The sequence below is a fragment of the Limimaricola sp. AA108-03 genome, assembly GCF_050847355.1.
GTDB lineage: Bacteria > Pseudomonadota > Alphaproteobacteria > Rhodobacterales > Rhodobacteraceae > Limimaricola.
The window spans coordinates 1,307,671-1,320,095 of the sequence record NZ_CP193755.1 but is presented as its reverse complement, the minus strand read 5'-3'; the positions used below and the strand labels follow the sequence as shown (position 1 = coordinate 1,320,095).

Genomic DNA, 12,425 nt, shown 5'->3' with positions numbered 1-12,425 from the left:
GCGGTTTCCTCTGGCGGGTTCCCCGCTCAGTTGCGGCGGCGCTGCCGATCGAGGACGCCGAGGTTGTGCCAGACAACCCATGCCATCGCGCCGTTCACGATCCAGACGAACGCAGGCACCGACGAGAGCGCGAAGCCGACGAGCCCGGCTGTGGTCACCGCGACCTTGACCACCGGCCAGAACGGGCCCGCGACCTCGATCAGCGCGGCCACGACCGCGTTACTCTCACGGCCGCCCGGCAGGCGCAGGACGAGCAGCGTCGAGAGCACGTCGAGCAGCTGCAGCGCGACCCCGATCAGCACGGCCGGGGTATGATAGGCCGCGACGATGGCGGACCAGAGATCGATGGGCATGGGCTCCTCCTGTTATCAGCGCCACTTGTAGAGGCTGACGGCCAGCCACATGACCAGGCGCAGCGGGCTCGGCACCCGATCGGCCCGCAGAGCCTCGGCGAAGACCGCGCCGGCCGTGAGACGGTCCCAGCCCTGGGCGAGCAGGTGGTCATGCAACGCGGCCGCCTTCATGAAGCGCTGGTCATGCGGGCTGACCAGCCAGCGCAGGCCGGGCGGGGTCGAGACGTTGAACAGGGTTCGCTCGGGCACCGACACCCGGAGCCCCGAACTCCGGCACCCGACCTCCCACTCGATCGGGAACAACGTGCGGTAGTAGTTGCAGAGCGGCCCGCGACAGCCCTGCGGCTCGAACAGCGGCAAGCTCGCGGTGTAGCGGCTCATGGCCAGTACGCGTCCGCCGCATAGTCGGCCGGGATGGGCGGGTTGTCCTTCAGCGCCCACGCGGCCGCATAGATCTCGGCGGCCGCCGCCTTGCCCTTGTTGGCGAGGTCGATCATTTGCGCCGGCGTCAGGATATGCAGCACGTTCGCCCCGTCGCGGAATTCGATCGAGGGATCGGTGATCCCGGCCGCGACCAGGTCGCGCGCGCCGTCCTTGAGCGCGAGCAGGTTGATCTGGTCCGCCTGGCGACCCTGCACCGGGACCGGGCCGTAGCCCTCGACTTGAACCGTCAGACCGAGCGCGAGGCGCCGATCGCGCTCGGCGTCGACATGCGCCCCCTCCGGCTGGAATGCCGGCGCTTCTTCAGGCACGAGCGGCAGTCCCTCGGCCGAGAGATCGAGGCGCTTGTCGAAGCGGTTCTCCCACTCCGCATCCGAAAGCTCGCGGCGCGGCTCCGGGATTTCCGCATGGATGGCGTCGTCATAGAAGCCGATGATCCGCCCATCGGCTGGGTCATAATTCGCGTAGCGTGCCATTCAGTCAGTACCCCAAGGCGATGAAGAAGTAGTCGGTGCCGCCGCTACTCGGCGCTCCGTTGTTGTTGTAGGGACGGAAGGTGAAGCCGGTTTTGGTCAGGTTCGCGTAGCTCAAGACGTCAGCATTTGCGGTGGTGTCGGGGCCGTTTACGTCGCCAAAGGCGACCCCAAAGCAAGCATTCGGGAACGCGATGGGGAAGGTCAGCAAGGAATTGTGGCCGTTCGCACCGGCGCGCCATTGGAGGATCAGGCCGCTAGGAAGCATCTGATATCCGCTAGACGCGAGAGAGGCGGCCGCGCGCCCGGCGTGCCAGATTTCTTGCCACGCCCCCCAGCCCCCGAGAAGCGTCGGGTCTTCGACCGATCGGAAATACATCTTTTGCGAGTTCTTGTTCGCTCCGATCTGAAAGTGCCGATGCAAACTGTCTTTTACCGATAGAGAGGTAAAGTAATTTTCGGGATGACCAATAGCGGTATCGCCTGCCCGATATGTCAGGCCATCCCTGAAGGATTGGCCTGCCGCGTTGCCCGGGTTATGGGGAACGATTGTCGCGAATGCCGTCAGAGATCCGTTCATTCCGTCGCTGACATCAGAGCGAAGGAACTGCCAACTATCCAGCCCGTCGAATCTGTCGGCGTCCAAGCCCGAACCGGCGCCGTCGTTCCCGGCGTGCCAGACGGTGTAGCCATTGCGCTGCAGGTCGCTGCCGCCATTGATGGTGATAACGCCCGCGCCGCTCTGAACCAACTGCATGTTGCCATCGGTACCCCCGTACCGAATGAGGCGGGCGCTATAATCAACGGCATCGGATGCATGCATATCGAGGTAGGCACCACGGTCGCCCGACAGGCCGCGCGCGAGTTCAATGGCGTTGCGGTTTTCTAGATCCTGCTGGAAATAGGACAGGTGTTGCCCGTCTAATTTATCCGCGTCCAGCCCCGAGCCCGAGCCATGATTGCCGGCGTTCCAGACGATATTGCCGTCGACGAAAAGGCGAAGCGCGTTCGTCTCAGACGTGTTTTTCTGAAGATACCAAGCGCCATCCCGGACATATGATCGAATTCCGGTGTTTGCGCCGAAGCCGTCGTCATAGTCCCTTAGATAGATATACTTCCCTAGGCTAAGGCCGGACGCGACCCCGTTGTCATAGGAAACGAAGTCACCGCTGTTCTTGCCGTCTAGAAGGTCAGCGTCGAGACCGGAACCGGAACCGTCATTGCCCGCATGCCAAGCGGTGCTTCCATTGATCTTAACAACCCCGCCGCTGTCGATCTCGATGCGGCCGCTAAGCGTTGCGCCGTCGGGTGCGTAGCGGCGAAGCTCGATCTCGTCGGTCAGCCGATTCCAAAACAGAAGGGCGCGCGCCTTGTCCGTTTCATCGCGCAGGTAAAAAAACGCATTGCCGGAACTATTGGCAGCGTCGACGTAAAGTCCGCCCCCGTTGATCGTCAGAGCCCCGCTCGTGACATCGTTAACGTCTTTCCGCAAGAAACTGCTGGAATGCAGGCCGTCGACCGTGTCCGCGTTCAGTCCCGAATTGTTCGCGTTCAGCCATGCGACGAAGCCGGCTGCGGTGACAAGGCGAACATAGTTATCAGTCGTCGCATCGATCCGCATCGCGATGGTTGCCCCGTTGGGGATCGTCGACTGGTTCGCATAGTCCGAGCGAAGAAGGCGCGCGTGAATGTCTCTTTGGAAGTCGCGCCGGGCAATCGTATTGGCGTCGGCGCTCGTCGAGGGGGCGTAGCCGTCGAGAAGGTCCGCGTCGAGCCCCGAGCCCGCTCCGTCGACGGTCTTCAGCCCGGCCAGGATCGCGGCCGGCGCGGTACGGCTTTCCAATTCGGTCTTCAGCCATTTCGTTCGGTCGGCGAGTTGCTGTGCCTGCACGTTCGACATGCCCTCGCCGGTGGCGAGATTGGGCGGACCACCGACAACCGGGTCGGTCTGCTCGAGCTGGTAGATGCCAGCGGGATAGGTTGCGGACTCGGGCAGGTCTGCCATCAGACAACTCCATGCGTGAAGGCGCCGTCATAGGTGATGACGTCGTTGTAAAGGTGGGTGGCCTCGGTGAAGTCGATCGCGGCGAGGCGACAGCGCACCGGAGCAATCGAGGACAGGATGTCGCGTAGGGTCGCCGCTTGCTCGGCCGAGATCGGCCGCGTGATGGTGATGCGGTACTCGGCCCAATGATCGTCCGGCGTGTTGGCGTCCCCCCAGCCGAAGCGCTCGACCAGCGTCGAGTCGCCGTAGCCGGCCGCGCGCAGCGCTTCCTTGACCGCGCCTGGCGTCCCCTTGCGACGATGCACGTCATAGGACGCCCGGATCACTGCCCGCTTTGCATCAGGCGACCACTTCGGATCCCAGTCATCCACCGACATAGCCCAGGCAAGCCAGCCCAAGAGCGGCACCGGACAGGTGTCCGGATCCCACAGGTCCCCGACCGGGACCGGCACAGCCCCAACCCGGGCCGTCGCCTGCTCGAGCGCGAGCTCACCGGTCGAGGCGTTGCCAGGCAGCAGCGAGACGGCATCACTCATCGACGCCCCCATCGGTCAGCGTAATGGCGGTGCAGTAGGCGGCCGTTTTCTTGTCGATCAAGATCGAGGCGGTGGGCGCCGTGAGCTCGACCCGCGACACGCCCGGCTGGTGCAGCGCCGCATAAATGCCACTCAGCGTCACGTCATGGCCAAGCCGGAGCTGCGCGGCCGTGTAGGCTTCGATCGCCTCCTGCGCTTGCACCATCACCACCGATCGGTCCGGACCGCTGTGGAAGTAGAGCGTCGCCAAGACGGCGTAATTCTGGATGGTGGCGCCGCGAACGGTGACGATGTCCGTCAGCGGCCGGACATCGTCCGATGACAGCAGCGCATCGACCGCCGCGATCAGGCTCGCGGGCGCCGTACCGTCTCCGGTCCGCGAGAGCACCGACACCAGCACATCGCCCGGCGTCTCGGAGAGGACCGAGGCGTCCAGCACATCCGGATCGGCCGAGAGCGCATGATACTGGTACGCCTTCACCGGCCCGGCCGTGCTGTAGCCCTCGAGCGACAGCTGGATCCGGCGCCGAAAGTCGCGGTCCGCCTCATAAGTCGGCGGGATGGGCGGGATCACGGTGTCGTCGCCCGCGCCGATCAGCAGCCGCGATACACCGAACAGCGCCCCCAGCTGGTCGAGGTCGGCGCCGGTGGCATAGGCCAACATCACCGCCTTCGCGCCATCATTCACCCGCTGCCGGATCAGCACCTCGCGGTAGGCCGCCACCTCGAGCACCTTATAGGCCGGGTCGCTTTCGAGCAGCGCGTCGAACTCGGGCGCCCGCGCGCGCAGGTCCGCCAGCATGGCAGAGAAGATCGCCTCGAAGTCGAGCGGCTCGACCGCTTGCGGCGCCGGCAGCTGCGACAGGTCAACAGGCGTGAACGAGCTCGCCATCAGGTCACCTCAATTCCATCGATCACGATCAGCTGGCCCTCGGGCACGTAGCTGGCCTCGAGCGACAGGCTGACGCGGCCCACCTCGACCTCGGCCGAGATCTGCTCGACACGAATGCGCGGCTCCCACCGCGCCAGCGCCTCGGCCGTGGCCGCATAAATCTCTAGGATGGTCGCGCGGTTCATCGGCTCATCGACCAGGCGATAGAGCCGGCTGCCGTACTCGCGCCGCATCACGCGCGTGCCGACAGGCGTCGTCAGGATGTCGCGCACCGACTGCCGGAGATGGTCAGCCCCCGCCAGCGCCTTGCCCGTGTGTGCATCAATGCCGATCATGGCGCGAGCATCGCCGCGCGGTAGCGCGTAATCCTCTGGCGGGTTCCCCGTGGCAGCCGCCTATACTCGTAGCGAGTGGCAGCGCCATTTCTCTAATTACCCAGGCGGAAAAGCGGGAAGCACCCTATCACAATCCCAAGGATCGAGCGCCTTGGATGCAGCGGTCGCGATGACGAGCAGACAGTGTGTGGAGGGGGTGGATTTGCGCAAATGGCGCCAGTCTGGAATTGTACTGCCAAAGCAGGTTCCAGATTTTACACTTCCAAGCCACGAGAACTGCATGAGAGATACGACAGCACCCACCATGCACGGCCGTGGCCCGAATTATAAGATGCGTCAGCATGTAGGCCAACCAGAAGCTAGTGAAGCTCACTGCTGGTCCGGCAGGTGCGGCCCGCCCCGGAGGGCGGGCCGCCATTTGTCTTAGCGGAACAGGCTCAGGATGTTCTGCGGCGCCTGGTTGGCGATCGAGAGCGACTGCGACGCCAGCTGCTGCTGGACCTGCAGCGCCTGCAGACGGGCCGCTTCCTCTTCCATGTTCGCATCGACCATCGCGCCGACGCCGGCGTCGAGGTTGTCGGAGAGCTTGGTCAGGAACTCCTGCTGACGCTCGATCGACTTTTCGGACTGACCCAGCGAAGTGGCTGCATCGACCGTGGCCTTCGTTGCTTCGTCGGCCTTTGCCAGGGCGGCGGCGAGGAACTCATCACCATCGACGAGGGTAGCGTCGCCGTCGGTTTTAGTTGTGTCGCCAGCGTAGGTTGCAAAGTTGGCGGCGATTGAATTGAAGGTTTCCAGCTGCTTGTTGAGATCCACCGGCGAAACGGTGATCTTCGTGGTCTGCAGCGCGCCAGCAGAGTCGCGGCTGATGCCGGTGATGATCTCGCGATCGGCAGCTTTGGAGCTGGGGGTAGCGGAAACGGTGAATACACCCACGCTATCCATAGCTTCTGCGACCGCCGGAGTCGTGCCGTCGGCGGCCTTCTTGCCGGCGTTGACTAGGTCATCGCCGTTGAAGGTCGACTGCGACATGATCGCGCCCATGTCGGCAACAAGACGCTTCAGGTCGGCTTCGATTTCGCCGAGACCGCCCTTGTTCTCCATTGCGAAGGCGACCTTGTCGCGGAATTCCGTCGCCAGGTCCGAGAACTGCTCGGCGCCGAGACGCGCGGTCGCGACCGAGTTCTTGGTCAGGGTCAGGCTTTCGTTGACCGCTTTGGTCATGCCGCTGTCGCCCTTCATCGTCTCGGAGATCGCGAAGTAGGCGGCATTGTCCTTGCCCGAAGACACTTTCAGACCGGTCGAGATGCGGTCTTGGGTGCTGTTCAGGTTCGAGTTGATGTTCCGCAGGGTCGAGAGGGCGGACATCGCGGAGCTGTTGGTGAGGATTGAAGACATTTCAGTTCTCCAGCGTTCTAACTGTTCGATCGTCTTTCTGACGAAGTCGGCATGACCGCCGCGGCGAATATCTCTAAAACCATGGAATGAGGCCTGTTTGTGGCGACATGACAACTTTCTGAGGGTGAGCAACTGCGGATGGCCAAAACCCCACATATGCCACAGTTGCCAAGGCACTCGCCTCTCTCTTCACTGGGCAGTAGTCGAGGGGTCAAACCGGTGGCGAGGTGTTCGGTTCGCCGTGCTGGTGGATGTGGGTCTTTCCGATATCGGTCCCGTCATGTTTGACGGCCCCGCCCGTCTGCGCGAGACCGGCCGACGAAAGCGTCACTGTCGTGCCCCCGGCCGAGAGCTCGATCAAGCCGTTCTTGATGACGAACCGCGCGTCGCCAACATGCACCTCGACCGCCTCCGCCTCGCTCGACGGCGCAGGCTCTGCGGCTGTGAAGGCAGAGCCCAGGATCACGCCCTGCGCGGTATCACCCGACTCGGACAGGACCCAGACGAGCTCGCCCACGATAGGCGGCGCCCAGATCTTCGCGGCGCCCGCCCGCACCGCCATGAAGGGCAGCCAAGCGGAGCGCGTCTCGCCGCCGAAGCTGACCTGCGCGCGCGCCTGCGCCGGGTTGACCGCGATCACCCGGCCCGAGCGCGCAATGCCGGCACCGCGGCGCTCGGCCTCTGCCGCCTGGAACGTCATGCCCCGCCCTCGACTGACTGATAATCCGCGACATGGTCGGGTCCGGTCTCGGGATCGATGCCGACCAGCACATCGGACGGTAGGACGCCCTCCTCGAATACAGACGCGCCGAGATGCAGCACCTGCTCCCACTCCACCGCCCAGACCTCGTATTGGTCGAGCGCGGGATCGAACGGGTCCGGCGCGATGAGCGTCACCCGCGCCGGCTCCACCGGAAGGCCCCAGCGGTTGAGATGCACCACATGCGCCAAGGAAGTCGCCGCCTTGCGGACCTGCCGCTGCAGGTCCGGGGTGGACATGCCGAGGATGACATGCGCCCGGAAGCGGGCGACCACCGCCAGCTGCTCGGTGCCGGGATCGGCATCGGGCGCCGCCTCGAAATCCTCGAGTTCGACCAGGACGGCCGGGAGCGGCAGACCGGATCGGCTCGTGGGATAGGACTGCACCGACCGGAACTGCGGCATCGCGGCCGAGACGGCACTGGCGATGGCGGTGTGCAGCGTGTCGAGGTCGAGCTCGGTGTCAGCGTTCATTTCCCGACCTCATAGATGGTCCGCGCGCGAATCTCATGGCGAAAGTTCTGCATGAAGACGCGTTCGAGTTCGCTGAACACCTCGTCTTCGACGAATGTCTCGGCTTCATCCAGGATCCCCAGCCTTGCTTCCGCGATTGGGTGGCGTGTCGGCCCGGTGCGCCGCATGACGGTGCGCCGGCCCTTCCTGTTTCGACCGACGAAGCCGCCAGTCACCTCCCGACCCGCCATCTCCGCACCGCTGGCCGTTCGTCTGGGCCGCCCCTTGAACGCCGAGGCACGCAGGTCGTTCAGGCCGAACCACATCCGCACCTCTCCGAGCTGATTGCCCTTCTTGAACCGAAAGCCATGCAGACGCTTGCGCAGCTCGGTCGCCGAGCGCAGGTCGAGCCGCTCGCGCAGGCCTTTGCGCGCCATGGTCCTCATCCGCGACGCGGTCCGCCGCAGCGCCCGGCTGTATGCGAATTCCAGCTGCTTCTCCGAAGCGCCGAACTCGTCGGCAATGCGCTTTAGGTCGGAGCCGTTGAAATCAAAATGCAGCATCGCCGGCCTCCTGCCGGGCGAGCTCAAGCACCGCCATGCCGGTGCCGTCCGTCTGCGGGCTGGTCAGCACCACGAAGCTCGCGCCATCGATCATCGCAACATCGCCCCGGCCGAGGCCCGCCAGATCCGCCTCGCGCGCCGTGAAGCGCGGCCGCGTGCTGTCGAGCTCGTACTCGCCGATCTCGGCATTCAGGAACGCCTCGTCGAAGATGCCGGTGACGGAACGGGAAACGCCTCCCTGCGGCGTGACGGTCGCCTCGGTGGCGAACTCGTCGAGCTGCAGGAAGGCGCCCAGATCGTCCCATGCGGGCCGGGTCGGCATGGATTACTCCTTGCCGCCGGCCGACTTCTGCTCGTCCGCCTTCTTGGCTGCGGGCTTGTCGGCCGCAGGCTTGTCGGCGCCGCCCTTGGCGATCTTGATCTTGCCGCGCTCGAGCAGCGGCTTCGCGTCGCGCTCCTCGAGCGTGACCTTGTTTTTCGGCGTGCGGATCTTGCCCTCGTGAACGAAGGCAGAGACGACATCGAACTGGTGGGTCTTGGACATGCAGCAGGTCTCCGGTGAGGTGGGGTATGGCGGCGGCCGGGATCATCCGGCCGCCGCAGTCAGGGATCAGCTGGCGTCGGAGCCGTAGCAGAAGCTCTCGGCGCGGCGCACGGCGAAGTCGACGTCCTGCATGGTGACGATGCGCAGACGGCCCTTCTTCGAGTTCGAGTAGGGGTCGACGGTGATGTCGAGACCGCCCCACATGCCGATGATCAGGTCGGCGAAGTTGCCGAAGAACAGATCGCCCGCTACCACCTGGTTGGTCACCTCCGAGCGGTAGCCGTTCACGGTGCCGCCGTTCTCCCAGATGAACTGGCCGGTGCCTGCCTCCTTCGGCGTGGTCTTGAAGTGACCGCGCAGGCCCGAGCCCATCACGTAGGCCATCGAGTTCACGTCCGCGTTGTCGGCCGCGATCTCGCTCTCCATCGCCACGACCTCCTGCCAGGTCGGCTTGAGGACACCGCCACCGGAAACCGCGCCGCCGAAATCGACCGCGTTGACGCCGGAGGTGTTCTTGATGCCGAGCGGCTGGTTGCCGGCGCCGGTGCCATAGAAGCCCGCCTTGTCGATGGTCAGCGCCAGGGCGGTCGCGAGATCGCGGCGCACCAGCGCCTCGACGTCGAGGCTCGACTGCTTCAGCAGCTTGCGGGTGATTTCCGAGAAAGCCGCCACGGTCTTCGGCGACATGCCGAACTGGCTGAGCTCGAGGTTGTCCTCGGGCGCATCGTCATCCTCGCCGATCCAGTAGCCGGAGGCCCCGCTCGCCTGCTTGGGGATGTCGACGTTGCCCACGAGGCCCGCCAGCGGCGTCGCCAGGCGCATCAGCACCGCGCGGTTGCGCAGCATGTCGACGAAGGACTGCGACAGCAGGTTGGTGGCCACCGCGTTGCCGCCCGTGTCGCCCGCGGCGGTGCCCGTGGTCGAGGTGTTGAGCGCACGGTTGAGCACATCGGGCGGCACCATGATGCCCTCGGCCGAGCGGCCCATCGCCTGGGCTGCGGCCTCGCTGGCCTCGAACTCGAACGCGGCGGCCTCTTGCGCGCGGCGGTTGGTCGGGTCGGCCAGCGCCTGGATGGCCCGGACGAAGGAGAACTGCCCTGCCTCGCGCTCGGTCAGGCCGATGTTCGAACGCTCCGAGAGCGGCGAGGCGGACCGCTCGCCATTCATGTGGTCGAGCAGCGCGCGCTGGAACTCGGCGGCGGACTGGCCGTCGCGCACGAAATCGCGCGCCAAGTCGGCCGCGCCATACTGCTCGCCCATATCCATGATCTCGCGAACGCGGGCGCGTTCGGCTTCCGAGCCGGTGCGCTGCATCTGGCGTTCGCCCTCACCCGCCTCTTCGAGCACCTCGAGGGTTTCGACGATGTTGCCATCGTCATCGACTTTCGCGCGCACCAGGTTGCCCGCGCCATCCCGAAGGATCTTCGTTTTCATCGCATCACTCCGCTGTTGCGACCCTGCGGCGGGCATGCCGTCCGCGTCTTCAGTGTTCCGATCATCCGACGATGCGGCGCGCCGTTCCTCTGGCGGGTTCCCCGCGCCGGCCGCACGCCCGACACCCACCGAGGCATCCGCCGGGATCGAGACGATCGACACCTCGATCGGCTCCCAGTCGGTGATGGTGACAAGGTCCGCCTGCCCGGCGCGCTCCTCGATCTCGAGCTTGTGGACCAGGTAGCCGACCGAGACGTGCTTGCGGATGCCGTCGCGGACATCATCGAAGATCTCCTGCGCCCGCGCCGACTTGCCAAAGCGAACCACCGCGCGGCCGCGCCGGTCGCCGTCAATCCGGGCGCTTTCGATCACCCCGATCTGGTCGCGGCGGTTGTGGTCGAGCAGCAGCGGCGCGCCGTCGAGCAGCCGCTCCATACGCGCCGCGCCCGGCTCGTGGCTCAGCACCTCGATGCCGAACCAGCGCTCGACCTCGATCTCGGACGAAAAGGCGAGCTCTACGGTCCGCGCCTCGGTGTCGATCTCGCGAACCTCGGCCATTCGCACCAGGGGCGCGTGCCCATCAGTACCACCGGCGTTGATCTGCTCGGGCGTGACGCCGCGCGTTAGAACCCGCCCCACGATCTCGCGGGCCGATCCCGCCTTGTCAGGCGTCGCCGCCCGGTCCGGCGCCTTCGCCGGCTGCTGCTCTCGGTCCATGGGAGCCCCCTTCCGCTTTCTTGGTAATGACGGCCGCGATCACCTCTTCGGGGATGCCGGCCGCGCGCATGTCCTCGATGTCCCGCGCGATCTCGCGCCAGACCGTCTGCGGGTCGAGCCCGCGGTCGCGGATGATCTGGCTGGGCGCGATGAGCAGGTTGTCCTTTGCCGCGACGGCCGCCTTCACGTCCGCGTTCGGGTCGATCCAGTCCCAGCGCCGTGGCTGCCAGGAGCAGGCTGCGAACTTCCCGCGCTTCGCCGCCGGCAGTGGCTTGCCCCCGATCGCGATCTGCCCCGCCAGCAGCGCCCGCGAAATCCATAGGTCATAGACCGGCTGGATCAGCGCCTCGACCAGCCACTCCTGCAGCTCCTTCCAGTATTCGCGCTCGTCGAGCGTGCCCTGCCGGATGGACGAGAAGTTCACGCCTTCGAGGTCGGAGGCGAGGTTCACGTAGGAGACGCCGAGGCCCGAGGCGATGCCGCGCAGCTGGCTCTTCGAGAACGCCGCGAACTCGCCCGAGGGATAGTTCGGATCGTGGCTCTTGAAGCGCAGGCCCGCCGGAAGCTCGTGATAGACCCCGGCCTCGCTCTCGATCTCGACATCTGCGTCGTCATCGAGCTCGGGACCGTAGCCCTCCTCCCATTCGAGGAAGCCTTGCTTGTTCGCGGCCTCGCGCGCATTGACCAGCGCCGCCTTCTCGAACTGCCCCAGCTGCTGCATCCGCCACAGCGAGGTCGCCATCCACGGGATGCCGCGCTTCTGGCCGACCATGTCGGTGACGAAACCATGGATCACCTGATCGGCCGGGATCCGGACGAAGGAGCGGCCGCCGTAGCTGTAGTCCGACTCTTCCGCCGCGGTCGTCGTGAACAGATACGCGACCGGGCGTCCCCAGCGGTTGAACTCGATCCCGTGCCGGATGAAACGCCCACCCGGCAGGCTCACCTCGTCCATGTCGACGGGGCAGCGCTGCGCATCCAGCAGGTTCACCGCGAAGCCCCACGGGCCCGCATCGCGCCCCGTCACGATCTGCACGAAGAACTCGCCATCCCGCGCCGCCGACTGGATCGCCACTTTCTGGATCTGGCGCCAAGACATGCGGCCCGTGACATCGCAGTTCTCGCGCCGCCCCCACGCTGCCCAAGACGCCTCGATCGCGTCGTTCGCCGCCCGATCGAGCGTGCCGTCGCTGTCCTTCGCCTGCGCCTGCAGCTGCACCCCGCGCGGGCCGACGATGTTCTGGCTGGCCATGCGCAGGAAGGATCGGCCGTAGTCGTTGTTCGCCGCCTGCTCGCGCGAGCGCGCCACCAGCACCCGCTGGTTGCGGCGCACCACGTCATCGGCCGTCAGCGGCATCGTGCCCCAGCTGCCGGTCAGGCGATCGGACTGGCCGGCATCATAGTGCCGCACCGCGACCCGGGCACCGCGCGAGCGACCACGGCTGACCTTCGGGATGTTGGTCGATCCCTCGACCACGGGCTCGACGCGCGCCTCGGCCTCGCGCTTGCGGAACAGCGGCAT

At 65.8% G+C, this 12,425-nt stretch carries 15 protein-coding genes; all 15 read right to left on the bottom strand.

Annotated elements, in window-relative coordinates; genetic code table 11:
* Nucleotides 1–26 precede the first annotated feature (26 nt).
* Nucleotides 27–353 carry a DUF5658 family protein gene (locus tag ACRAQ3_RS06510; protein WP_432256080.1) on the bottom strand — a complete coding sequence of 109 codons (327 nt, stop codon included), beginning with the start codon at nucleotides 351–353 and terminating at the stop codon, nucleotides 27–29.
* Nucleotides 354–368: 15 nt separating this feature from the next.
* Nucleotides 369–734, bottom strand: coding sequence for a DUF1353 domain-containing protein (locus ACRAQ3_RS06505; RefSeq protein ID WP_432256079.1), 366 nt, complete (start codon nucleotides 732–734; stop codon nucleotides 369–371).
* Nucleotides 731–1,270, bottom strand: coding sequence for a hypothetical protein (locus ACRAQ3_RS06500; RefSeq protein ID WP_432256078.1), 540 nt, complete (start codon nucleotides 1,268–1,270; stop codon nucleotides 731–733). The genes ACRAQ3_RS06505 and ACRAQ3_RS06500 overlap by 4 nt, the downstream gene beginning before the upstream one ends.
* 4 nt (nucleotides 1,271–1,274) lie before the next feature.
* Nucleotides 1,275–3,272 carry a gp53-like domain-containing protein gene (locus tag ACRAQ3_RS06495; protein WP_432256077.1) on the bottom strand — a complete coding sequence of 666 codons (1,998 nt, stop codon included), beginning with the start codon at nucleotides 3,270–3,272 and terminating at the stop codon, nucleotides 1,275–1,277.
* Nucleotides 3,272–3,808, bottom strand: a complete 537-nt coding sequence (locus ACRAQ3_RS06490) for a phage tail protein I (RefSeq protein ID WP_432256076.1) — start codon at nucleotides 3,806–3,808, stop codon at nucleotides 3,272–3,274. Before ACRAQ3_RS06490 ends, ACRAQ3_RS06495 begins: the two co-directional genes overlap by 1 nt.
* Nucleotides 3,801–4,700, bottom strand: coding sequence for a baseplate assembly protein (locus ACRAQ3_RS06485; protein ID WP_432256075.1), 900 nt, complete (start codon nucleotides 4,698–4,700; stop codon nucleotides 3,801–3,803). The genes ACRAQ3_RS06490 and ACRAQ3_RS06485 overlap by 8 nt, the downstream gene beginning before the upstream one ends.
* Complete coding sequence (locus tag ACRAQ3_RS06480; protein ID WP_432256074.1) at nucleotides 4,700–5,035, bottom strand: GPW/gp25 family protein; 336 nt, start codon at nucleotides 5,033–5,035, stop codon at nucleotides 4,700–4,702. Before ACRAQ3_RS06480 ends, ACRAQ3_RS06485 begins: the two co-directional genes overlap by 1 nt.
* Nucleotides 5,036–5,458: 423 nt before the next feature.
* A complete protein-coding gene (locus ACRAQ3_RS06475) occupies nucleotides 5,459–6,433 on the bottom strand; it encodes a flagellin (RefSeq protein ID WP_432256265.1) in 975 nt (324 codons plus the stop codon).
* Nucleotides 6,434–6,644: 211 nt separating this feature from the next.
* Complete coding sequence (locus tag ACRAQ3_RS06470) at nucleotides 6,645–7,133, bottom strand: phage baseplate assembly protein V (protein ID WP_432256073.1); 489 nt, start codon at nucleotides 7,131–7,133, stop codon at nucleotides 6,645–6,647.
* Nucleotides 7,130–7,666: a hypothetical protein gene (locus ACRAQ3_RS06465; RefSeq protein WP_432256072.1), complete on the bottom strand. Its 537-nt coding sequence runs from the start codon at nucleotides 7,664–7,666 to the stop codon at nucleotides 7,130–7,132. The genes ACRAQ3_RS06470 and ACRAQ3_RS06465 overlap by 4 nt, the downstream gene beginning before the upstream one ends.
* The gene (locus ACRAQ3_RS06460) at nucleotides 7,663–8,208 is read right to left on the bottom strand and encodes a phage tail protein (RefSeq protein ID WP_432256071.1); all 546 of its coding nucleotides are present in this window, start codon (nucleotides 8,206–8,208) and stop codon (nucleotides 7,663–7,665) included. The genes ACRAQ3_RS06465 and ACRAQ3_RS06460 overlap by 4 nt, the downstream gene beginning before the upstream one ends.
* The gene (locus tag ACRAQ3_RS06455; protein WP_432256070.1) at nucleotides 8,195–8,530 is read right to left on the bottom strand and encodes a head-tail joining protein; all 336 of its coding nucleotides are present in this window, start codon (nucleotides 8,528–8,530) and stop codon (nucleotides 8,195–8,197) included. Before ACRAQ3_RS06455 ends, ACRAQ3_RS06460 begins: the two co-directional genes overlap by 14 nt.
* 3 nt (nucleotides 8,531–8,533) lie before the next feature.
* Nucleotides 8,534–8,752, bottom strand: coding sequence for a hypothetical protein (locus ACRAQ3_RS06450; RefSeq protein WP_432256069.1), 219 nt, complete (start codon nucleotides 8,750–8,752; stop codon nucleotides 8,534–8,536).
* A 66-nt stretch (nucleotides 8,753–8,818) separates the two neighbouring features.
* Nucleotides 8,819–10,903, bottom strand: coding sequence for a phage major capsid protein (locus tag ACRAQ3_RS06445; RefSeq protein ID WP_432256068.1), 2,085 nt, complete (start codon nucleotides 10,901–10,903; stop codon nucleotides 8,819–8,821).
* Nucleotides 10,851–12,425: a phage portal protein gene (locus ACRAQ3_RS06440; protein WP_432256067.1), complete on the bottom strand. Its 1,575-nt coding sequence runs from the start codon at nucleotides 12,423–12,425 to the stop codon at nucleotides 10,851–10,853. Before ACRAQ3_RS06440 ends, ACRAQ3_RS06445 begins: the two co-directional genes overlap by 53 nt.